Origin of the sequence: Pseudomonas baltica (assembly GCF_014235765.1) — a bacterium.
GTDB lineage: Bacteria > Pseudomonadota > Gammaproteobacteria > Pseudomonadales > Pseudomonadaceae > Aquipseudomonas > Aquipseudomonas baltica.
Map to the genome: position 1 here is coordinate 326,338 of NZ_JACMYH010000002.1, position 20,407 is coordinate 346,744.

A 20,407-nucleotide genomic window follows, 5' to 3' on the forward strand; every position below is an offset into this window, starting at 1 on the left:
AGGCTACTGACGGGGGGGCAGGGGCCCGTAAGCCTGATAGGCCTCGATCAGCGTATCGAACAGCGAGATGTCCGAGCGGCTTCTGGCAACCAGTTGAGCGCCGGCCACTGCCGAAAAGATAGCCCGCGCACGCACCTCGCTTGCAGCCGGTTCGCACACGTGCGCCTCGACCAGCAGCCGGCTCAACCAGGCAATGTTCACCTGCGCGAAGGCCTGGATTTCCTCGGCCATGGCCGGGGGAAGGTTATCGGTTTCAGCGCCCACGAAGCTGCCCAGGCAAAGCCGGTTGTCAGCCTCCAGCGAGCGCCGAAAGATCTCGGGGAAGCGCTGCAGCGCTTCCACAGGGTTGGGGGTCTGCTCGGAAATGGTTTCCAGCGCAGCCGCACCGTCTTCCCAATAGCGCCGGGCAACGGCAACGCCGAGGTCGGCCTTGCTCGGAAAGTGGTAGTAGATACTGGCCGGCTTGATCCCGACTTCATTCGCCAGGTCACGAAAATTCAGCCCGTTGTAGCCTTGTGACTGGGCAATGTTTCGGGCAGCCAGGAGTATGGCCTCGCGGGCGTTGCTGCTCATTGGGGTGCCTTTCGTGCGTCGGACGAGTTCTCGGGAAGCGCGGCATCTTAAAGCAAAAGGGCTCGGCATGACGCGTACCGAGGCCGCCAGGTAGTGACGGCCTCGATAGCGGCTACCCATCGTGAGCTGTCAGACGGTAGGCGAATCCAGCTCTGGTATGCCGCTGTTGCGGTCAGCGTAGGCCGCCTGGAAGGCTGGCCGTTGCTGCCAGCGCTGCCAGTAGCTGTCCAGATGCTCGAAACGCTCATCCAGCGGAGTGGCGTTGACCGGGAACTTGGAGAAGGCGATGGCGGTTGCCAAAGTGATGTCGGCAAACGTCGGCTCGGCACCGCCGAGCAGCCATTCACGGCCGTCAGCCAGATGACGATTGACCAGGGCGGCATGCATCAGCGCCTCCTTGCGACAGTGCTCACCCCACGCTTCGTTCTTGGTCAGTTCGAGCTTGAAGCCCAGGCCGGTGTGCAGCACGTGGAACGCGGTGACGATGCGATAGAGGATATGCACCCAGATGCGGTTGTCCCACATGGTGTCCAGGCCCTGTTCCAGCGCGTTTTCGCCCATGATCTTGCGTCCCGGATAGGACTGGTCGAGGTAACGCGCGATGGCCGCCGTTTCCGCCAGGTAGCTGCCATCGGCCAACTGCAAGGTCGGCGTTTCACCCCATGGATTCATGTTCAGATGGCGCCAACCGCGCTGCTGCCCACCCGGCGCCATGTCGTAGATGACTTCATCGAACTGATCGGCAATGCCCTTTTCGTGCATGAACAACCGCAGGCGCTGCGGGTTGGGGAAAGCCGAGGGGGAGGTGAAGAGCTGCAGTTTGGAAGTCATGGGTGGGTCCTGAAGAGTTGAGCAGTCTGGCCTAACGCTTGTTAGGTAGACAGACCATAGGCGCCTCTTGAGAGCGCGTCAATAGGCTACCTAACGTTTGTTAGGTATAACGGTTCGCCTTTTTACGAGTGATGCGCCACGGCTTCAAGGTGCTCTCGCATTCTGCTGACGGCCAGGCGGTTACCTGCATCGTCCCGACGTCGCTCAACGATGGAATAGGCGATCTCCGGCAGGGGCGGCAGCGCTGTGCCCGCCATCGCCGGTCGGCAGAAGCCCGCTTCGGTGCGGCAGGTAATCCCCAGTCCTGCTTCGACCGCCGCACGTACGCCATCGAGGCTCGGCGTGGTCAGCACCATGCGCCACGGACGCCCGGCGGCGTCCAGCACCCGCTGCGCGGCCAGCAGAAACGGGCAGGGCAGGGTAATGCCCACCAGCGGTACCACGTCACCGAGCAGCAGATCCGGGTTGCCGAACCACTTCATGGGAAGCCGGGTGACCACGCTGCCGCCAAACGGCTCACCCGCACACAAGGCGGCGTCGATGCGGTCCTCGCCTATGGCCTGCAGCAGTTCTGCCGTGCTGGCCACGACAATTGAAAAAGCAGCACCAGGGGTCGCGACGAGGACGTCCGCAAGCGTGGGGCGCAATACCCCTGCCACGAAATCCTGCACGACACCGAGTCGAACCGGCGCCGCGGTGTCCGGCGCAAGCTCCGCACGTGCGGCGTCTATGCGACTCAGGATCGAGCGCGCATGGCCCAGCAAAAGCCCCCCGGCAGTGTTGAGCCGCAAGGCCCGGCCATCCCTGTCGAACAGCGGCTGGCGCACGATGCCTTCAAGACGGGCGATCTGCAGGCTGAGCGCCGACTCACTGCGCGCAATGCGCGTGGCCGCCGCGGCCAGCGAGCCACCATCGACCACCGCCACGAAGGTGCGAAGCAAAGGGGAGGGAATGTCCGCAATCATGAGGAAAACTCAAACCTGGGGTGTGGAAAGTCTTGAGTATAGTTTCGTTTTCCTCAAATAGACTTCGATCTCCATCACCGCCAGGAGAACGAAAATGCCTTTTGCCAGACTTACGCTGTCGCACGAGCCGTCTCTCGACCAGGGCCGCCAGCTGTGCACCGAATTGACTGACCTGGTCGCCAAAGCCCTGGGCAAACGCCGGGACCTCACTTCGGTGCTGATCGAAGTGCCGGGGGCACATCGCTGGACCGTCGGCGCTGATGAACAGCCGGCGGCGGCGCATCTCGAGGTCAGCGTGACCGCAGGGACGAACTCGGAAGAGGAAAAAACTGCGTTTATCGCAAGTGCCATGTCGTTGCTCCGACGGGCCCTGCCGGACCTTCACCCGGCGACCTACATCGTTGTAAAGGAGCATCCGGCAACCGATTGGGGGTATGACGGGCGGACTCAGGCCGATCGCGCGAAGGGCCGCGGGTAGGCTGGTTTTTGAGTGCTGGCGTGCAGTGTTTGCGGTTAATCTCCAAGCATTGAAAGCCAGGCAGAGAAGGCATCGAATGAAGGCCGCGATCCACTACATAAGGGCATTGCTCGTCGCCGCGCTGGCGACGGGTGCCATTGCCAGCGTCGTGCAGACTCAGCTCAACCTCGCCGAACTGATTCGCCTCGGCGCGCCGGTGACCTTGTCGGTTCGACTCTGGACCACGCTCGAAGACCTTGCGCGGTTTGCTCCAGTCATGGCCGGCATAGCCTTTTTGGCGCTGTCTTTCGCGGTGTTGGCAGGCCATTGGGTGCTGCGTTTCATCCCACCTTCCTGGCGCAGGCTCGGTTTCATCACGGCCAGCGTGTGTGGGCTGGGTTTCGTCTTCTGGCTGATGCGCTCGGTGATTCCGATGCCCGCATTGCCGGGCACCCGCACGGCGGTTGGCCATGTGCTGATGTCGCTGACGGGGATCGTTGGCGGGTGGCTTTATGCGCGTCTGAGCGCGCCTTCGGTCATGACTGCTCGTTCGTCGAGCCGAGGAGGGGAGTGGCGTCAGGCGGGTGTGGTGGCGGTTCTCATCGCTGCGCCCGCCATGTTGTTCTTCGCCATGGCCCCTGGCACCGGCGATACGCCAGCGAGGGTAGATTCCGCCAGCTACAAGGTCCAGACCGTCGCGACGGGCCTGAACCGCCCATGGTCGGTGGCGTTTCTTCCAGACGGCCGCGTCCTGGTCACAGAGATGCAAGGGCGGCTCCTCGCCATCGCTGCCGATGGCGCGTCTGCGCAGATCAAGCTCGACGGGCTGCCGCCCATCTTTCAGCAGGGCGGTACCGCGGGATTGATGGAGGTCGCGCTGGATCCGCAGTTCGAACACAACGGTTGGCTTTACCTGACCATGGCTTATGGCGAAGCCGGTGCGAACGGCACGCGCCTTGTGCGTGCCACGTTGGCGAATGATCGGCTCGACGACGTACGCGTGCTGTTCAGCTCCACGCTCAAGCCTCGCGCCGGCAACAACGGCGGGCGCATTGCCTTTCTTCGCGACCAGACCCTGGTGCTTGCGCTGGGCGACGGCAGCGAGCGGCGAGAAGAAGCGCAGAATCCTGCGAACGATCTGGGCACCCTGGTCAGAATCGACCGCGAGGGCCACCCGCCGGCGGATAACCCTTTCATGGGTAAAACCGACGTGGCTCCGGAGATCTACAGCCTTGGCCACCGCAATGTGCAGGGCATCGCCGTTGATCCCACCACGGGCGATTTGCTGATCACCGAGCATGGCGCGCGCGGCGGCGACGAGGTCAACCGCATCGTGCCGGGCGCCAACTACGGCTGGCCCATCGTCACGGGCGGTATCGACTACCCGTTTGCGAAAATAACGCCATTCACCCGTTTGCCTGGCTACCAGAACGCACTCCTGGAGTGGACACCGTCGATTGCACCCGCTGGCTTGGCCATTTACGACGGTCCGCTGTTTCCCCAATGGCAAGGCGACTTGCTGGTCCCGTCACTCAAGGAGCGTGCCGTGCGCCGCGTTGTGCGTAACGGCCAGCAGATCGTCGGTCAGCAACTGCTGCTGGGCGAACTGGACGAGCGCATGCGCGACGTCAAAGGAGCTCCCGATGGGTCGATCTACGTGCTGACCGATGGGGTCGATGCGAAGCTGTTGCGAGTGATGCCATAGCGAGACTTTTGGCTACCGCGCACCGAGACCAGAACCCTCAGGGCTTGCCTGCGTTTGAACCGCTCGTGGATTATGTGTTGGCAGCAGTTGCGCGATGGCAAAGGCCACTTCGAAAACCGTGAAGCCCAGAATCAGAAAACTGGCGCCGTGAGCCACTGCAAACAGTTGCCAGGCAGCGAACAGCACTCTCGCCAGTGCGTCATACAAACCAACGCTGCGGCTGGGTTGCACCAGCCGCCATATCGACCAGACCACCACGATGCTGCCCAGCAGGTTGGCGAACAGCATTGCGGTGATGTCCAGCGTGGGGACCGCTCGGCCCAACGCCAGCGCAGCGGACAGCGCTGCGAATCCTTCAAAAACCAGCAATGCCGTCCAAGGCGTCATGAAGCCTGCAGTGACCACAAGATCGTAAACAGCACTGGCCCGAACGATCTGTAGATTTCTATTTACGCTGATCATATTCACCCCTCACAGTTGGAGCTTGCAGGCTAAAGCCTGGAGTTAGGTCCAGAGTCAAACGGAGAATTGACGGGTGAAGATCGGAGAAGTGGCAGCGAAGGCGGGCGTGTCAGTCGATACCCTGAGGTTCTACGAAGAGAAAGGCTTGATCAAGCCGGGTCGTGCTGCCAACGGCTATCGGTTTTACGCCGAGCAGACGCTGCAACTGGTTGGGTATATCAAGCTGGCGCAACAGTTGGGATTTTCACTGCGGGAGATCGGTGAAAATCTACCGCTGCTATGGACTGGCGAAGAAGCTTCCACCGATCTGCTGGCGAAATTATTTGCTGAGAAAATCGCTTTGTTGGACGAGCGCATTGGACAAATGCATGATCTGCGCAAACTATTGGCTGAGCGAGCCGTGCAGGTTTGTCCGCTGATGGGGGCTGGTCAGATTGCTGCGTCTTGAATGATGTTTTGCTGGTGCCGGGGTTCAAGGAGGGTGGCGTGGGGCGGGTTGTGTGGAACGGTCAGCAGGACTTAGATCAGCAACATCTAGGTGTATCCAGAACCCCTGCTCGGGCGTTTGGTGCAGGGTTTCGGGAATGCGTTCGATAACAGCCGCCGGTCCCGCTTTAAGAGCTTTGAAGATGTCGATCCAGTTGATAGCCTTATCCGCATGGGGTAGGTATTTGCTTCGAGAGTGGTCTTCTTCCGGCGTGCGGCAGATGTTTGAGGTGAAAGATCTCTGAGGGTAGCAGCTGTCGTTTGGAGCAAGGCTGCGAATGGTGTAAATCACTGGCGGTCGATGACTCCGTGCGGAAAGGGCTGCTTTCGGCCAACAGCGGACATCCGAGCGAGTACCATGTCGCTTGTAGGATGGCTAATTCAGGTTCGGTGCCTGGATCGGCCGCAGCGAGAAATGAGCCTCAGGACGGGAGAAAGTGGGCTAACGTACGCCTGCCTCCGTTAATGCCACCACACAGGGAGTTTCCACTTGACGTTCACTTTTCAAATTCCTAATTCTGATCAGCAGACTCCTATAGCTGTCGAGCTTGGCTCGTCAGTTATTTTCGTCGGGGCAAATGGGTCAGGAAAAACCCGTTTAGCTGTTTTCATTGAAGATGCAGCAGGTATTGCTGCTCACCGCATTTCGGCTCATCGGGCCCTCAGGCTCGATCCTGCCGTACCCAAAATTCGTGGTATCGAGGCGCTCCGAAAGCTCCGATTTGGATGGGAACATGAAAACGCAACAATAGCTCACCGCCCGGGAAGTCGGTGGGCGGATTCAAAGCCCGCAGTGGGGATGCTGAACGACTTCGACAGTCTGCTTCAAGCTCTATTCGCAGACCAGTCGGTCACAACCTTGGATACGCACAGCAAGGCTAGGTCCGGTACGCTCACACAAGCGATGCCAACAAGGTTCGAAACCCTTTCGGACATCTGGCAACGCCTTCTTCCCCACCGGCAATTGGTTATTTCTGGTGATGACATCCAAGTCTCGGTTGGCGGCGGTTCCGGGACTTATCCCGCATCGGACATGAGTGATGGAGAACGCGCAATTTTCTATCTTCTAGCACAAGCACTGGTCGCCGCAGAATCTTCTCTTCTCATAATTGATGAACCTGAATTGCACGTTCACCCATCTGTTATGTCGAGTCTCTGGGACGAAATTGAAGCCTCGCGAAAGGATTGCGCATTTATCTTCATCACTCATGATTTGCACTTCGCTGCGACCCGAGCAGCCCAAAAATACGTCATCAAGTCGTACAGCTCTGCGCCTTCTTGGACGATAGAAAGTGTTCCGGACGACACCGGGTTTAGTGAAGAAGTGACAACTCTGATACTTGGCAGCCGTCGCCCAATTTTGTTCGTGGAGGGCGCCGGGACAAGTCTGGATCTCGCAATCTATCGGTGCTGCTATTCGGAATGGACTGTGATACCACGGGGCTCGTGCGAACAAGTCGTGCATGCCGTAGTCACCATGCGCGCGAATGCTCAACTCACACGTGCCACCTGCGCGGGAATTGTCGATGCTGATGACTACACCTCAGACGAAATCCAGTATTTGAATGGTTTGAGCGTATACCCGCTGCCGGTATCCGAGGTTGAAAACCTAATTCTGCTACCCGAAGTCAGCCGTGTTATCGCGCAAACCGAAGGCTATACCGGGGCGGATCTCGAACAACATTTGTCCAAATTGCAGACGGCGATCTTTAACACCTTGCAATCGCAAGCGGCAATAGACGACGTCGTGGTGAGATACTGTCGGAGACGAATCGATCGGGCACTTAAAAAGGTCGACCTTTCGGGGCCAAAGAGCATTGATGAATTACTTTCGGAGTATGCCTCCCAAACCGCTGCCTTGGATATCGCGGGCATCGCAGCAGGCGCGACCAAGAAGATTCAGGACGCCTTGGCAAATGGTGACTTGCCTAGCCTGCTGACCATTTACGATAACAAAGGAATGCTCGCCCTTGCCGCTCAACACTTGAAACAGACGAGACTGGCTTCCTTTGAGGGGTGGTTAACCAGGATGCTACGAGATGTGGTAGGCGCTTCCGGCTTAGTCGCAGCGTTCAAAGGAGTACTACCTCCGGTGCAAGCAAGCTAACCACGGACTTCCTCACTCCGTTCGCTGTAGATTTTTTAGCCCTATTTCTAGATGTGGGCGGACGCAGTCGCTGCGCCCGTCTCATGTTAATAAATCTAGACCTATGAGCGGCTGCTATGGGTCGATAGCGGTCACCCACGGCGACGGCTATCGACCCAGAGCGGACGTACCACAACACTTCCAATAAATGGACGCGCGCGATACAGGATCGGCCTCATCGTCGGTCTAAGCTAAAGCTGCATCGATAGCTTTCAACTCGTTCTCAATCGCTGCAATACTGCAATTGATTGGATGACGAATTTCCATCATCAGTTTGATCGACCGTCCATAATCGTCTGCCCTGAACTTATCGTAAGGCGGGTGACTTCCTTTCGGAAAGTCTGAAAAATATGGAAATTCATCAATTATTTTGTAGTAGCACTGACGTAGCTCCTCGGTGATTTTTTCAAACTCAGCTGCCACCGTCGCAGACGCAATTCTGCTCGCGCCAATCTTCTGTAAGTCGATCCGTATTTCTTTTATTGCATCAAACATTTTTATGGGGTGCTCGAATCTTTCCGGCGCCTTGAGCACTTCTCTATTTAATATTTTTAAACAAGACGTGATTTCGCGACGGGACGCCTGCATTTTGGATCGGGAGCTTGCAAACACGGCTGGCATCTGACTCACAACGTAGCTATGAACATCAAGAACCTTGTCGTCCGGACTCGCCTTGATTTTTTTGAGTACGTCATCGAAGTCCAAAATATTTTCTTTACTAAAAGAAATCGTACTTCCGATGTTTTTTTTGAGCGCGTAGGTGCCCTGTTTTGGAATCAAAGAGAATATATATAGTTTGGTTATGGTGCCGATGAGTTGATTGGCACAGCAGGAATAGGTAACATTAATTTTTCCTACACCCTGCTCAGAGGTAACTTGGACTCCTATCTCCTTATCTTTGTCGAGTAGGTCTATGCATGGGTAGTTCGACTTCACGGTATTCGTGTTAACCAGACTCCAACCGTATAATGAATTTAGAACCCTACCTACAAAATCTTCCGCATGAATGTTGATGTCGGTTAGATTTAGTGGGCCTCCTGGCCGGATGTATCCCTGCAAAACCGCAAGTCCAAGACGGACTTCGTCAATCAAAGTTTGTCTCAATAGCATAGCTATCTCTCTCCTTTTTTGTAAATGACAGCTTCTGGCCGTTTTCTGCCTGTCGCGACAAGCTAAAATCGACCCAAATCAGCCAGCCCGACAGGCAGAACCCGCCCAAAAGTTGAAGCTCAGAAATGTTCTCTGAACTGTGGGCGATTCAATATGCGGTTAGATCACCAGTAGTTGAATGGTACGCAGGAGGAACTGACGATGCTCGGATCATAACCCGCAGCGCGCAATACAATCTCCGCTGCCTTCCGGGCCCGGTCTTGATTTGGGTTTGGGCCTACGATTACCTCGCAGAGAGCGTGCTTGTTATGCTCCAGTAAGTCCAGCGAAATGTATGGCACGACGTATGAAGGTCCAGGCCTGTATAGGATCTGGCGGGCGGGCTCATTGGTAATTATTCTCCATTCCGCCTCCTCATGAAATCCTTCATGCTTAAACCTAGGCGCCAACTCGATTAACATTTCGCAAGCGGTAGAAATGATGCTTTTAGCTTGCTGGGCACCAGCCCCCTCAAGGTGGGCCCAATACCTCGCCATAACATCGACTTTCTCTTTGGATTCCAAACCGTGAAATCCCTCGCGGCATATAGGCATCGTAGGGAATTCACGCAGCGCTGCGGCAATGATTTCAGCCACGGCTCCCAGCTGATCATCATGGCTATACAGGCACTTTTCTAAACGCATCCCATTTGCAGCACAATAGTCTTCAAGCGCTTCACGATCGAAGCCTAAACAGTAACCGTTGCCTCCGGGGCAGTAGCCTCGCCACTGACTAAGCAAATCTGGCCGCTCGCTGAACGAGGAAACGTAAAGATCGTCAGCGGCTGTCGATTCCAGCTCATGCCGAAGTTGCCAACCAAAACGCTCATCATAGTCGTCTTCATACAGCCGATTTGCCATCTGTTTGCCATGCTGGATGGCATGCTTAAATTCAGTAGGATCGTTTAAAAATAAAGCATTTGTGCACCAAATCGATTTTGAACTCAGGATGCCAAGCAATCCAACCTGACTGGTGTAGTGGTAAAAGCGGCTCATCAAGTCGTTCCTGATATAGGGTTACTACTGCTGAACTAGCTCAGCAAGAAATTCTGCCAGCGCAGTCTCTCTGTCATCTTCTTCTGACACCAACATCTCTATACCCCAGTGCCCAAGCACCTCTTCAGCCACCGGATTGGGGCGATTCGTGAAGAGATACGACTTAGGGCGCGCTGCAGCGAGAGCATGGCTGCCCCACATCTTCGTCAAACGATAGAAGAGCAACCGAATATTGAGATCGGTAATGCTATAACCGATGAACAGCACGGAGTTACCCAGCACGTCGTGCCGAAGCTTGATATCCAGTGGTGATTCAAAGTCGAGACGTTCGTAATAGCTGGTTTCATCAAGGACAATAGAAGCATCGTCGTCAAAGTCCCCGTGGAACTTGATGATCTGACGATGGCCATCATGCACCGTTACGAGATCCGATACGCTCGCAACCTTGGTGTAGGCAGTCCCGTAATAATCGTGCGCAAGCTCGATCCATCGGTCGTAATTCGTCGTATATATCTTCGAGAAGTTACCTTGGGCGATGAGCCTATGAATCTCTGAACCACCGACATCAATGCCTGGCTTGTGCCACTCCCGGTCCATCCAGCTCCGAAGCGGTCCCAATGTGCCTTTCTTTCTGCGGTAGAACTCAGCCAAGGCAAGGTGACTGCCGTATGAGGAGAAGATCTGTGGGTCGTAGCCTAGTTCAGTGGCAAGCCTAGAAATGAGCTCCCCCCAAGATGGGAGGCCAAGATTCGCGGACACTCCTGCGCCGGCGAAGAGAACGAGCTTGCCTGTCTGATATGCATGCAACAGTTCTGCCTTCATGTCGCCCCCTTTGCTGCTTTTAAGAATACGGCGAAGGCGTCTAAAGCTTTGCGCCTCATCGAGATTTCGTTCTTGCGATCCCCCATTTCTGCAAACGTCTCCGTGTATCCGTTTGGTACGAACACGCAGTCCCACTGGAAATCTCAGGGCCCTGTAGGGATCGCAGGGACCATTCCGTGTACTTCACCTGAAAAAATATGAATCTGTCGGCCATCACAATATCCAAGAACCGTTTTCGCGGTCACAGAAGCATCACCGAGACCTTGTACTAAAGTCGTGAATTTGTCGGCTTCAAGCTTGTCCCAGAATATCTGTGTCAGACCCGCAGGTAGCCCGTTCATTCCTGTCAGATAGAGCCCTGTGTGCTCCACAAATAAGGGTCTGCCAATCAGTGCGAACGCTTTTGAAAGTTTGTCACGAACAAGACGTACTACATCCTCAGTTTGCAGTTCTTCAATCTTCTCCCTGACAGCAATTACTTCTACGCCAGCTGGCTCAAGAATCTTGCGCACCTCATTGAGCTTGTGCTGATTTCCTGACAAAAATCTGATCTTCATGAAATGCCCTTGATGAAGGAGTAACGCTTAGCTTGTGTGTATTGTTCGCGAAGTGCCCGAGCCGGAAGTCCTTCGGCCAATGCAGTTGCATGATCCTCATTCAGCCCTCGTTCATGTATCGCGGGGTTATCTGAGCAGATTACAAACGGTACGCCATGCTCATAAAAATCACGTAGGGGATGAGCTTTCTCCGGTGGTACCGCACCGGTCAACCGATTGCTGATTAAGCAAACCTCTACGCAAACATCTCGCTTTGCTAGAAGCTCCATTAGCGTAGGATCACTCCCGGCCGCAGTACCATGGCCAATGCGATCGGCTCCAAATAGATCAATGGCCGTCCTTACATTTTCTGAACGGCCCGTTTCACCAGCATGGATAGTTATGCCGAGACCAAAGTCGTCTTTTGCTTTTCTGAACAAACTAGGCAGTTCAGTGGGATAAGGGATGTCCTCATCTCCAGCGAGATCAATACCAACGATATGTTTAGGCCTACCCAGTGCATCGTAGGCCGAAAGTAGGGCTGCAAGATGAACTGAGCTATAGTCACCGCGGGTGACCGTCAAGACTAGCCCCCACTGCATTGCATAAAGTTTGGTCGCCTGATTTATACAGGTGATTAGCCGGTGAAGTGCTTCGGGTACTGAGCACTCTTGAATAGCGGCAAGGTAAAGCACACTACTTCTAAGCTCAACGAAGCGGACGCCGTTGGCATGCAGATTACTCACTGCAGCACCTACAAGGCGCCGAAGGTTTTCTTCCCGCTTTGGTAGCCTCCGTAACAACTGCCACGGTACTAAATACTCTGCCAGTGAAGAACATGGTGACCGGCGCACAAGATCTCGTTCAGGATTAAAGTCCGTGGTAATTTCGGTTCCTTCATCCGCCAAAATCTCTAGAACTGTTTTTGCTGGCACTGCCCCGTTCAGATGAATGTGAAGCTCACCTTTATCGAGGACGATCTCCGAAACACTGTCCGGTCGAGGTGCTTCAGTTCCACTCCAGCGTTCGCCGCAGAACCAGGACTGAGTTATTTCTTCATGATGCACATAACCTCCTTGTTCTCGCTTACCACTAATTGCTGCTGAGAGCGCAGCGAGGCTAGGCGGCATTCTAGCTGCCCCTGATTCTATTGACACTCATGAGCGGCTGCTATTGGCCGAAAGCGGTCGTTCAACCATCGCCTGGGACCAGCAACGCCTTCCCCCCCAACCTTGCCATCCCCCACGACCTCCGCTAACCTCACACCCGTCGCTGCCAATTCAGCGACCGGGTTTCGCAGCCCGAACAATTCGTCAGGCGCGCAGCGCCTCCATACCCATTGTCGGCGTTTTTTTTCGCCTACAGTGTCGATCTATGGCGGCTGTGCGTGGGGCACCTTTGGGTGCGCCGGGTGCCTGACGGTCCGGTCTGCGAACCCGCGTACAGCTGCCACCCTTTTCCGTTTCGCAGCGGGAGGTGGCGGTTCAATCGGCCGTCAGGAGTTGCATCATGGTCAAGCCGACCCCCGTCCACCCGTTGTCGATCTTCCTTCCGATCACCCGTTGTTTCATTTCCCGACAGACTTTTCTGAAACCGATGGCCGTGTGCTGGCCGAGCGTTTCTAGCGTCAGCGTGCGTTGATGGAGCAGGCGCGGAGAAATGCGCAGCGCGAGAGTCAGCCGCTGCGGCGCTTTTGGCAGTTCTGGCGGACATAGACCGTGGCGCGGCATTCGCGGGCAGAGCCCGCTCCCACAGATGCCCGCCTGTGGGCAGGGCTTGCTCCCATAGGTGCCTGCCTATGGGTAGGCCTGTTGGCGTGTTCATCGTAGATAAGGAGATTGACCATGATCGAAATCACGGAAACCAACCTCTTGCCGTTCGGCCGCCATGGCTCGGACCAGCAGCCGATATTCAGCGTCAACTCGGGTGTTGCCCTGGAAGATGCCTTGACGCAATTGTCCCATCTGCTGACATGCGCCCATGCTTCGGCATCTAAAATGTGCGATGCCCGGGTGTTGGATCCAGGACTGGTTGGCGCCACGGTGCATTGCATCGAGGGGGCGAAGGCATTGGTAGATGCGTTGTTGATTCGCGGTGAGTGACTTGGAAGGAGATTGGCGCGATTCATTCTGTTGATCGCGCCAAACACAAGTTTCGCAACGCAGCCAAAGCAGCCACACGGCATGCCAACCGCAGGGATATTCTGGCATCAAGTGATGGCTCATCTCGGTATGTTGGAAAGGTCTACCTGGACGCGGAATGCAATCTGTCTCAGCAACGATACAACCCCCGCTTCACAGGGCGCTTGGACTGCTACTGAACATGCAATGGAATCATCTGGTCATCAACGGTGTTACCAAGAGTATGGCGCATTTGCAGCCGTTCGAGATGACCTTCGAGGTGGCTGGTAACCAGCTGACCGTCCGTTTCGAATTCGGCTTTCATTGCTTCACGGACGATAAAGGCAACGGTGAGCCGCTGCGGCACAAGCATGAACATAGATATTTCTGCCCTTCGCGGTACCACTGTAGCACCCAGCTGCGTGACTACATAGAGCGCCGCTTCTATACCGGAATGGTAGTGCCGCATAACAGCAAGAACAGTGGCCAGAGGTACTTTTGTCTGGATCTACATGATTACGCGATTTTCTTTTCCATCACCAAGCCCGCCGAAACGACGAATCTATTGCGAATGCACGTCATCAGCGCTTATGAGGTTGATACCTGGGGTCGCCACTCGCTGCCCAAAGGGAAAGCATTCAACACGCGTTACGTACTGGAGATGCGCAATAAAGGAAAGTCGGTGTGACAGGAAGCAAAAAGCCCCTGTGCTTGCGCACAGGGGCTTTTTGCGTGTCTCAATATAGGCTTGTTCTTTCGGCTTGCGCCTTATCCCGCACACTGGCTGGGAGAGCTTTCACTCCGAAATCAACACCCCTTCAAGCGAAGGTTCCGGTCTGTGCTGACGAGGCTATGATATCAAACAAGCTGTCACTTGTGCCAACCTTTAAACGCCTGGTCTGGAATCGCGTAGCCACTGGGCCGCTTGATTCGTACCTCGAGACTGCCATGGTCCGCACCGAGTCGGTACTCGCCTGAGCCGATAAACGCGTGGGCTGGGTACTATCGACCCAGACCCTAGCCTATCCAGACCAACGCCCAACACCGCTCATTCCCACAAAGAATACCCCCATGAAAATCATTGATTTCCCTCTCTCGGCCTAATCTCGTAGCGTGGAGTCTTCTGCATAAGGAGATCAGTCCATGAGCCGTTTGCACTTGTACGTCGATTCGCAGTTCACCAGCCCCTATGCCCTGTCGGTGTTTGTTGCATTGCGCGAGAAGGGTATCGATTTTGCGATGAGCGCAGTCGACCTGCAGAAATTTGAACACCAGGCAGATGCCTACGCTGTTCTCTCGCAAACCCAGAGGGTCCCCACGCTGGTGGATGGAGATTTTGCCTTGTCGGAATCTTCAGCGATCACGGAGTATCTGGACAGCGCCTACCCCGAAGTGCCGATTTATCCAAAAGACGTTCGGCTGCTGGCAAAAGCTCGGCAGGTTCAGGCCTGGATCCGCAGCGATCTGCTGCCCATCAGGCAGGAGCGCTCCACCGTTGGGGTTTTCTATGGTCAGCAATATGGCCCTTTGTCGCCGACGGCTCGTGAGTCAGCGGACAAGTTGTTCTATACGGCGCAAGCCTTGCTCAAAGAAGGCGTAGAAAATCTTTTCGGGCAATGGTCGATAGTCGATGTCGATCTGGCGCTCATGCTCAACCGGCTGATACTTAATGGCGATACTGTGCCTTCAGCGTTGGTGGAGTATGCGCAACGTCAATGGCAGCGTCCCAGCGTGCAGGAGTGGGTTGCACTCGAACGCCCGCCGCTTTCAACTGCGGGGTAGCCATTGGGCGCCGCTGGCTGCTTTGGAGAAAAGCAATCGGTCATTCTTGGACCAGAGAGCGTATGAGTAGGTATCAAACCAGGCTAAAAACACCCACTTCGCCAGTCTCCATGTCATACGCAATCAACGCTTCATGATCTGCACCAGCACTGCAGAGGCCTTCACCTCGACTGTTCCAGATCGAAGAACCACCCGCCGCCACGAAGTCGTCGGCGGCGCCTACGCAGTTCGCCATTACCACTGCCATGGAGTACCTTTTCGCAATCATCGGATAGTGACTGTTCGCCAGCGCAACGCCTCTTGCGGACTTGGCCACGCTCGCCAGATACACCTGAGCGCCAGACTGTGGGGCTTCTTCGGCGTGGATGGGTTGCAGTGATTCGTAGCAAATGGCGGGCGCCAGGATAGAGCCCGCGTGGTTCAGCACCAACGGTTGGGAGCCCGGAGCGAAGTAGGGCAGTTCATCCGCGTGCAGATGCTGTTTCGAGTAACACGTCCGCGCAAGCCCGGGCTGGAAACTGATCATGCTGATCTCGGTGCCTTCAAGCCCCTTGGTTGGCGCACCAACGGCGATGAGCATTCCATACTGGTCGCTCAATCGCTGGAACACGTCAAGGCAGCTATCGGTTGGATACAACGCCAGGGCTTCGGCGAGCTTGGGTTCGTAGCCGGTGAGGGAAAGCTCGGGAAAAACCACGACATTGGCACCGTGGCCCGCAGCTGTGTGGACGGCCTTGATGTGTTTGGCAATGTTCTTTTCATAGTCTCCCGCTACGGAGCGAATTTGCGCGGCAATCAGCTTCATTTCCTTTGGTCCATAAGTAGGTCAGTTCTAGCACCACACAGCCCGCGCTCGATAATCTCCGAATCATAAATGCATGCTGCACGATCATCGGCATTTTGAAAATGCATGGGGCAGGGAGTGATTGGCATAGGATGTTCATTCAGTCAGGCGGCGATACTGCTGAACAACGAACGTCGCTACTACCATGAGGCAGGCGATCCAGGCGCAAACTACCTGCCAGTGTCCTATGGCCGTCACGTCGCCCATGAAGAAACCAGCGGAGACGAGAAAAAGCAGCAGTGACAGGCCCGCCAGCAGCACTCGCGGAATGGCCATTGCGAGGCGCCACCAGACGCCCGGCGCGAACCGTCGGGCGACCCAGCGATTGAGTGCTGTCATTCCTGCAAGGACCATGGCGAATATCGTCAGCAGCAGCGGTATCAGAATAAGCGCCATGGCAGGCTCAGCTTCACCACCATCTTCGCCTGGCGTGTAATGGGCTGCGTGCCACATATCTGCGCAGAGAGCCGAAAGCGCGAAAATCACCACGATGGGAGCAATGGGGAATATCAACGTGCTCACTAGCGCATGGTTGTCCTGATCCTTCATCTCGCATCTCCTTATCGAGGATATTGGCCATCGAAGCATCTCCGATGCCTCATCACCCGATACTGTAAGGATCAATTCCGAGCAGAGGGGCCAGCAGCCTGCCGCTATTCAACCGCTGCAAAAAAGCCGCAGTTTCCCGGATACCCAAGAGATCATCATTGCAGGAATGGAGAGAAGGGCGACATAGATGACCCCCGCAGCCAGCAAGGGCGAAACGCCGGCAGACACTACGACCACCGGGAGTTGGGCAAACATGACTATCGCGCCTGCTATCAGGCTGAAGCGTAGAAACATTGCCCCCAGAATGGCTGACAGCACCAGCGCCGCAGGGTAGACAGTGGTCCAGTAACCCGCTGCGTCCCACGGCTCCGCAGTGCCTGAGAGCCATGACACAGTGGTCCAGAAGATGATGCACACAATGCTGATCAGAATCACGCTCACGGCTCGGGATCCATGCCTGAAATGTGTGCACAGTCTAACTGCATACTGTCGCGATAGAGGGCTTGGCACCACGGTACGTGACGTGCAGCCGAGCGGACGTCTCGCCAAGACCAAAGCCAGGGGGGGCGCACTGGCATCAGCGACACTGGTTATGAGGGGTCACTTGTTGTTCGACGCGAACCCGGCAAAACGCTTGTTGAACCCGGCAATGCGGCCTTCCGCCTGTGTCTTGCGGACCTGGCCGGTGTAGACAGGGTGTGAAGCACTCGAGACATCGAGGGCGACATACGGGTACACGTTGCCATCCGTATGGGTCTGGGTTCGATCCGTTTCTACTGTCGAACCGATCAGGAAATAGACGTCCGCAGCCGTATCGTGGAACAGGACCGTACGGTAGTCAGGGTGGATTCCAGGTTTCATAGTCATCGCCTCAGGTGAGTAATAATATGTTATACCGTAACATATTGGTGGATGATTTTTCCAGTACTCACTTGCTGATCTCTTTTAGGGTAGCGCCAACGGCGTGCTTGTTACGCAGTAGCAATGAGTGCGCCGGCTTAGCATCGCTACTCATTAGTTGCCCTCACGACAGCAGTTGGCCGAGAGCGGACCCTGGGTATAAGCTCAGGATGAAGCTCAATCGTGCCCAACGGCAACGCTGCCCCTTTCTGCATGCCAGCCCCACGGGATGGAAGTACCTATGTCTCACTACTGGCGTCATCCTGCGCTCGCACACCTTGAAATCCGCAACGTCGAGGACGGTCGCACGTTCAGCCACGCGCGCCACTCTCACTCGACGTTTTCCATTGGCGCGATCATGCAGGGGCAGAGCACTTACCTGAACGGCGACAGTAGCCGCCTGATCAGTGCCGGCAGCGTGGTGCTCATGAATCCCGGTGTGGTTCATGCCTGCAATCCCGTGCACGAACAGCCTTGGGCATACCGCATGTTCTACGTGGATGCCCAGTGGCTCGCGACGCTGCAACAGCCGGGTTCCGGTACGCAAAAAGACTTCGTGCCTTTTGCGCAGACCTATAGCGCCGACGTCAGTCTGTTTGACGAGCTGGACGATCTGTACCGCACGCTCACGGCCAGCGACTGCCCGCCAAATATCATGCAGGGTGCAACGCTGGGGTTCTTCCAGCGATTGGTCAAGCGGTTGCAGCCGGTCAGCAATGACGCCAAAAGTGAACCGCACAAGATGGCCCAGGCAGCGGAATTCATCCGTGAGCATTGCGCTGATGCACTGCGGCTGGAGGATATAGCGTCGGCCGTACAGCTTTCACCTTCCTATCTGATCCGCGCGTTTAAAGCGTGCCATGGGCTTACGCCTCATGGGTACTTGATTGATTGCCGCCTCAAGTTGGCCCGCGATGGCCTGCGCCCGGGGGAGGACATCGCCCAGGTCGCGGCGCGCGTTGGTTTTGCGGATCAAGCGCACTTGCAGCGGCTGTTCAAGCGCGCCTTGGCGACGACGCCAGGGCACTATCGCGGTGTGCCTACTCAAGCAATAGATACACCGCGCAGCCCCCGAGCAGCGCGGCCATGACGCGATTGAACCCGCGCAGTCTGGCAGCGTTGTTCAGGTAGTCGCGCAACGAGGCACCGGCCCAGGCCCAACTGGCCAGTGATAGCCAGCACACCACCAGATAGATCAGTGCGAACATCCACACCATTCGCACATCGCCATCGGCAACGAAGGCGCCCATGCCTGCAAGGCACGCGAGCCACGCTTTCGGATTGAGCCATTGCATCAGCGCGCCGGTGAAGGCGGAGGGTCGGGTCTGCACGTGCGCCGTGTCCAATCGCCCGTCACTGCTTGCCAGCCTGTAGGCCAGGTACAGCAGGAATATCACGCCGGCCATGCGAATCAGCTGCGTCAACCATGGCCAGCGGTTCAGCACCTCGTGCATTCCCAGACCCATGAGCAAAAGCAGCAGGATGAACCCCAGAGTCGCCCCCGTGACGTGGGGCAGGGCGGCCCGCAGTCCGTGGTGTGCACCGCAACTCAAAGAGACCAAGTTGACCGGGCCGGGGCTTATGGAAGAGGCCAACGCAAACACGGCCATGGAAACGACGATACTCATCAGGCACCTTCAATACGGGTGAGGGAGCACTGACGGTAGAGATCATGGGAGGGGCTGTATTGAAGGAAATTGCTCCCGGACGCTGTCGTTGCCGGTGTTGGTTTCCTGCAACGTCCAAGACAGTTGGCGCGATTCTGCAGAGCGCGCCATAAATCGCGCTAGAAATTGGCGCGATTCTCGAAATCGCGCCACAATTGCGCCACTGGCAGAAAACCTGCTGCCCAACCCTGCCGATGAAGGGCGGATTCGTCAGCATGCGGTAGATATCAGCAAAAGCGTGTACCGGCCGCTGTCTGCGCCCGGGCTCATTGAGCCGTTACTGGACGAAGTGCTGAGCAAGGCCAATCGGATTACCGATCCGTTGCTTAAGTCAGCTTTATCAGATTGCCGAGCATCGGGAGTGCGTCCGTCTCAATGAAGACAGCAGATTGCTGCATACAGGACGTTTGTTTCTGGCCGAATCGATGGGTGCTTACTCAGTGAATCCGTTCTTTTCATGCCCTCGTCAGTCAAGCGATTCAATTGTTTCGAGCAGAAGCGAACGTATCCACTCATGGCCTGCATCGCGGTGCGTCCTTTCATGCCAGACCAGCGTCTTGCTGAAGCCGGGAATCTCGACCGGGGGTTTCATCAGGCACAGGCCATTTTGATGCAGCACCAAGCGCCGGGGGACCACGGCAATCAGGTCGCTCTGCATCAGCAGTTCCGGGAGAATCAAGAAGCTGGTCACCGATGAGATGACTCGACGTGTCCGGCCAATGCGTTCGAGGGCAATGTCTGTCACGCCTCGAAATCCTCCACCGGAGGGCGAAACCAATACGTGATTCACGGCGCAAAAACGATCCAGTGAGATCGTGCCGTTCAGCGCATCAGGGTGGTCAGTTCTCATGACGCAGACGTATTGCTCATCGAACAACGGGGCAGCATGTAGCCCTGCGGGTGTTGTGTCGGGTGTGACCAGCGCCACGTCGATATCACCCTGGTCCATCTGGGAGGCAAGCTGCTGATCATCAGCGGGTTGAACCGCAACCCGGATGTTCGGAGCCCGTTCCCTCAGCGCACGCAAGAACGGCACGACGACTGCGCGCAACGCATAGTCAGTCGACGCCAGACGAAGGGTCAGGTTGGCATTGAGCGGATCGAACCCCTGGGGTTGTAGCAAGGCTTCGACATCAGCCAGCAGTTGCTTGACCGGTGCCGCCAATTGCTCGGCTCGCAACGTCGGTACGATGCCACGCTGGGCGCGCACGAAAAGCGGATCGTCGAAGCTTTCCCGCAGTCGGTTGAGCATGCCACTGACGGCGGGTTGGGTCAGTGCCAGCCTTTCGGCTGCACGGGTGACGCTGCGCTCATCTAGCAGCGCATCGAGGGCCTTGAGCAGGTTCAGGTCCAGGTTTCTGATATCAGTATTCATGATGTGCTGGATAAAAAATCGCGATTGGCGTTATTCCAAGCTT

The 20,407-nt window shown here is 56.2% G+C and carries 23 protein-coding genes and 1 pseudogene; 8 read left to right on the forward strand and 16 right to left on the reverse strand.

Translation table 11 applies throughout. The features are described 5' to 3' along the window. Positions 1 to 3 precede the first annotated feature (3 nt). From H7993_RS10925 to H7993_RS10935, 3 genes are all read right to left on the reverse strand, one after another. Positions 4 to 573, reverse strand: coding sequence for a TetR/AcrR family transcriptional regulator (locus tag H7993_RS10925; protein ID WP_185794382.1), 570 nt, complete (start codon positions 571 to 573; stop codon positions 4 to 6). Positions 574 to 702: 129 nt separating this feature from the next. Continuing rightward, positions 703 to 1,404: a glutathione S-transferase family protein gene (locus tag H7993_RS10930; protein WP_185794383.1), complete on the reverse strand. Its 702-nt coding sequence runs from the start codon at positions 1,402 to 1,404 to the stop codon at positions 703 to 705. A gap of 122 nt (positions 1,405 to 1,526) precedes the next feature. Next, complete coding sequence (locus H7993_RS10935; protein ID WP_185794384.1) at positions 1,527 to 2,369, reverse strand: LysR family transcriptional regulator; 843 nt, start codon at positions 2,367 to 2,369, stop codon at positions 1,527 to 1,529. Positions 2,370 to 2,463: 94 nt separating this feature from the next. Here H7993_RS10935 and H7993_RS10940 point away from each other — a divergent pair, with 94 nt between their 5' ends. Continuing rightward, positions 2,464 to 2,847: a tautomerase family protein gene (locus H7993_RS10940; protein WP_185794385.1), complete on the forward strand. Its 384-nt coding sequence runs from the start codon at positions 2,464 to 2,466 to the stop codon at positions 2,845 to 2,847. Positions 2,848 to 2,923: 76 nt separating this feature from the next. After that, a complete protein-coding gene (locus tag H7993_RS10945; RefSeq protein WP_185794386.1) occupies positions 2,924 to 4,531 on the forward strand; it encodes a PQQ-dependent sugar dehydrogenase in 1,608 nt (535 codons plus the stop codon). A 12-nt stretch (positions 4,532 to 4,543) separates the two neighbouring features. On the opposite strand, the gene H7993_RS10950 is transcribed toward H7993_RS10945, so the two are convergent. Next, a complete protein-coding gene (locus H7993_RS10950) occupies positions 4,544 to 4,993 on the reverse strand; it encodes a hypothetical protein (protein ID WP_185794387.1) in 450 nt (149 codons plus the stop codon). A gap of 73 nt (positions 4,994 to 5,066) precedes the next feature. Between H7993_RS10950 and H7993_RS10955 the strand changes: the two genes are divergently transcribed. Both H7993_RS10955 and H7993_RS10960 read left to right on the forward strand, forming a co-directional pair. After that, positions 5,067 to 5,441, forward strand: a complete 375-nt coding sequence (locus H7993_RS10955) for a MerR family transcriptional regulator (RefSeq protein WP_185794388.1) — start codon at positions 5,067 to 5,069, stop codon at positions 5,439 to 5,441. Positions 5,442 to 5,969: 528 nt separating this feature from the next. Next, positions 5,970 to 7,586, forward strand: a complete 1,617-nt coding sequence (locus H7993_RS10960; protein WP_185794389.1) for an AAA family ATPase — start codon at positions 5,970 to 5,972, stop codon at positions 7,584 to 7,586. Positions 7,587 to 7,811: 225 nt separating this feature from the next. On the opposite strand, the gene H7993_RS10965 is transcribed toward H7993_RS10960, so the two are convergent. From H7993_RS10965 to H7993_RS10990, 6 genes and pseudogenes are all read right to left on the reverse strand, one after another. After that, positions 7,812 to 8,735: an SMEK domain-containing protein gene (locus H7993_RS10965; protein ID WP_185794390.1), complete on the reverse strand. Its 924-nt coding sequence runs from the start codon at positions 8,733 to 8,735 to the stop codon at positions 7,812 to 7,814. Positions 8,736 to 8,899: 164 nt separating this feature from the next. After that, complete coding sequence (locus H7993_RS10970) at positions 8,900 to 9,769, reverse strand: DUF2971 domain-containing protein (RefSeq protein ID WP_185794391.1); 870 nt, start codon at positions 9,767 to 9,769, stop codon at positions 8,900 to 8,902. A gap of 24 nt (positions 9,770 to 9,793) precedes the next feature. Next, positions 9,794 to 10,591 (reverse strand): SIR2 family protein, encoded by a 798-nt coding sequence (locus H7993_RS10975; RefSeq protein ID WP_185794392.1) that lies wholly within the window; start codon positions 10,589 to 10,591, stop codon positions 9,794 to 9,796. After that, positions 10,588 to 11,148, reverse strand: a pseudogene (locus H7993_RS10980) (non-canonical purine NTP pyrophosphatase). The gene H7993_RS10975 and the pseudogene H7993_RS10980 overlap by 4 nt, the downstream one beginning before the upstream one ends. Further along, positions 11,145 to 12,194, reverse strand: a complete 1,050-nt coding sequence (locus tag H7993_RS10985; RefSeq protein WP_342345040.1) for an amidohydrolase family protein — start codon at positions 12,192 to 12,194, stop codon at positions 11,145 to 11,147. Before H7993_RS10985 ends, H7993_RS10980 begins: the two are co-directional and overlap by 4 nt. A gap of 417 nt (positions 12,195 to 12,611) precedes the next feature. Then, on the reverse strand, positions 12,612 to 12,857 hold the full coding sequence (locus tag H7993_RS10990; protein WP_185794394.1) for a hypothetical protein: 246 nt from the start codon (positions 12,855 to 12,857) through the stop codon (positions 12,612 to 12,614). Positions 12,858 to 12,971: 114 nt separating this feature from the next. Here H7993_RS10990 and H7993_RS10995 point away from each other — a divergent pair, with 114 nt between their 5' ends. From H7993_RS10995 to yfcF, 3 genes are all read left to right on the forward strand, one after another. Continuing rightward, the gene (locus tag H7993_RS10995; RefSeq protein WP_185794395.1) at positions 12,972 to 13,229 is read left to right on the forward strand and encodes a DUF3077 domain-containing protein; all 258 of its coding nucleotides are present in this window, start codon (positions 12,972 to 12,974) and stop codon (positions 13,227 to 13,229) included. A gap of 262 nt (positions 13,230 to 13,491) precedes the next feature. After that, positions 13,492 to 13,935 (forward strand): hypothetical protein, encoded by a 444-nt coding sequence (locus tag H7993_RS11000; protein WP_122476218.1) that lies wholly within the window; start codon positions 13,492 to 13,494, stop codon positions 13,933 to 13,935. Between the two features lie 455 nt (positions 13,936 to 14,390). Beyond that, on the forward strand, positions 14,391 to 15,029 hold the full coding sequence (gene yfcF, locus H7993_RS11005; RefSeq protein WP_185794396.1) for a glutathione transferase: 639 nt from the start codon (positions 14,391 to 14,393) through the stop codon (positions 15,027 to 15,029). A gap of 73 nt (positions 15,030 to 15,102) precedes the next feature. On the opposite strand, the gene H7993_RS11010 is transcribed toward yfcF, so the two are convergent. The 4 genes from H7993_RS11010 to H7993_RS11025 form a co-directional block, all read right to left on the reverse strand. Beyond that, positions 15,103 to 15,834: a carbon-nitrogen hydrolase family protein gene (locus H7993_RS11010; protein WP_185794397.1), complete on the reverse strand. Its 732-nt coding sequence runs from the start codon at positions 15,832 to 15,834 to the stop codon at positions 15,103 to 15,105. Positions 15,835 to 15,969: 135 nt separating this feature from the next. Further along, a complete protein-coding gene (locus H7993_RS11015; protein WP_185794398.1) occupies positions 15,970 to 16,422 on the reverse strand; it encodes a hypothetical protein in 453 nt (150 codons plus the stop codon). Positions 16,423 to 16,530: 108 nt separating this feature from the next. After that, the gene (locus H7993_RS11020; RefSeq protein WP_185794399.1) at positions 16,531 to 16,863 is read right to left on the reverse strand and encodes a hypothetical protein; all 333 of its coding nucleotides are present in this window, start codon (positions 16,861 to 16,863) and stop codon (positions 16,531 to 16,533) included. A 159-nt stretch (positions 16,864 to 17,022) separates the two neighbouring features. After that, a complete protein-coding gene (locus H7993_RS11025; RefSeq protein ID WP_122713851.1) occupies positions 17,023 to 17,283 on the reverse strand; it encodes a type B 50S ribosomal protein L31 in 261 nt (86 codons plus the stop codon). A gap of 280 nt (positions 17,284 to 17,563) precedes the next feature. On the opposite strand from H7993_RS11025, the gene H7993_RS11030 reads away from it, so the two are divergent. Next, positions 17,564 to 18,412, forward strand: a complete 849-nt coding sequence (locus H7993_RS11030; protein ID WP_244647025.1) for an AraC family transcriptional regulator — start codon at positions 17,564 to 17,566, stop codon at positions 18,410 to 18,412. Here the strand turns inward: H7993_RS11030 and H7993_RS11035 are convergent. Both H7993_RS11035 and H7993_RS11040 read right to left on the reverse strand, forming a co-directional pair. Further along, entirely contained in the window at positions 18,363 to 18,950 is a 588-nt protein-coding gene (locus H7993_RS11035; protein WP_185794401.1) for a LysE family translocator, read from the reverse strand. The genes H7993_RS11030 and H7993_RS11035 overlap by 50 nt on opposite strands. 505 nt (positions 18,951 to 19,455) lie before the next feature. Next, the gene (locus tag H7993_RS11040) at positions 19,456 to 20,364 is read right to left on the reverse strand and encodes a LysR family transcriptional regulator (protein WP_185794402.1); all 909 of its coding nucleotides are present in this window, start codon (positions 20,362 to 20,364) and stop codon (positions 19,456 to 19,458) included. Between the last annotated feature and the right edge of the window lie 43 nt (positions 20,365 to 20,407).

Excerpts from the sequence above, each read along its gene's own strand:
- H7993_RS11035 (WP_185794401.1), bottom strand. The coding sequence starts at position 18,950 with ATGAGTATCGTCGTTTCCATGGCCGTGTTTGCGTTGGCCTCTTCCATA.
- H7993_RS11040 (WP_185794402.1), bottom strand. The coding sequence starts at position 20,364 with ATGAATACTGATATCAGAAACCTGGACCTGAACCTGCTCAAGGCCCTC.
- H7993_RS10970 (WP_185794391.1), bottom strand. The coding sequence starts at position 9,769 with ATGAGCCGCTTTTACCACTACACCAGTCAGGTTGGATTGCTTGGCATC.
- yfcF (WP_185794396.1), top strand. The coding sequence starts at position 14,391 with ATGAGCCGTTTGCACTTGTACGTCGATTCGCAGTTCACCAGCCCCTAT.
- H7993_RS11015 (WP_185794398.1), bottom strand. The coding sequence starts at position 16,422 with ATGAAGGATCAGGACAACCATGCGCTAGTGAGCACGTTGATATTCCCC.
- H7993_RS10995 (WP_185794395.1), top strand. The coding sequence starts at position 12,972 with ATGATCGAAATCACGGAAACCAACCTCTTGCCGTTCGGCCGCCATGGC.
- H7993_RS10930 (WP_185794383.1), bottom strand. The coding sequence starts at position 1,404 with ATGACTTCCAAACTGCAGCTCTTCACCTCCCCCTCGGCTTTCCCCAAC.
- H7993_RS11025 (WP_122713851.1), bottom strand. The coding sequence starts at position 17,283 with ATGAAACCTGGAATCCACCCTGACTACCGTACGGTCCTGTTCCACGAT.
- H7993_RS10925 (WP_185794382.1), bottom strand. The coding sequence starts at position 573 with ATGAGCAGCAACGCCCGCGAGGCCATACTCCTGGCTGCCCGAAACATT.
- H7993_RS11010 (WP_185794397.1), bottom strand. The coding sequence starts at position 15,834 with ATGAAGCTGATTGCCGCGCAAATTCGCTCCGTAGCGGGAGACTATGAA.
- H7993_RS10950 (WP_185794387.1), bottom strand. The coding sequence starts at position 4,993 with ATGATCAGCGTAAATAGAAATCTACAGATCGTTCGGGCCAGTGCTGTT.
- H7993_RS10965 (WP_185794390.1), bottom strand. The coding sequence starts at position 8,735 with ATGCTATTGAGACAAACTTTGATTGACGAAGTCCGTCTTGGACTTGCG.
- H7993_RS11030 (WP_244647025.1), top strand. The coding sequence starts at position 17,564 with ATGTCTCACTACTGGCGTCATCCTGCGCTCGCACACCTTGAAATCCGC.
- H7993_RS10990 (WP_185794394.1), bottom strand. The coding sequence starts at position 12,857 with ATGCCGCGCCACGGTCTATGTCCGCCAGAACTGCCAAAAGCGCCGCAG.
- H7993_RS10940 (WP_185794385.1), top strand. The coding sequence starts at position 2,464 with ATGCCTTTTGCCAGACTTACGCTGTCGCACGAGCCGTCTCTCGACCAG.
- H7993_RS10975 (WP_185794392.1), bottom strand. The coding sequence starts at position 10,591 with ATGAAGGCAGAACTGTTGCATGCATATCAGACAGGCAAGCTCGTTCTC.
- H7993_RS11000 (WP_122476218.1), top strand. The coding sequence starts at position 13,492 with ATGGCGCATTTGCAGCCGTTCGAGATGACCTTCGAGGTGGCTGGTAAC.
- H7993_RS10935 (WP_185794384.1), bottom strand. The coding sequence starts at position 2,369 with ATGATTGCGGACATTCCCTCCCCTTTGCTTCGCACCTTCGTGGCGGTG.
- H7993_RS10945 (WP_185794386.1), top strand. The coding sequence starts at position 2,924 with ATGAAGGCCGCGATCCACTACATAAGGGCATTGCTCGTCGCCGCGCTG.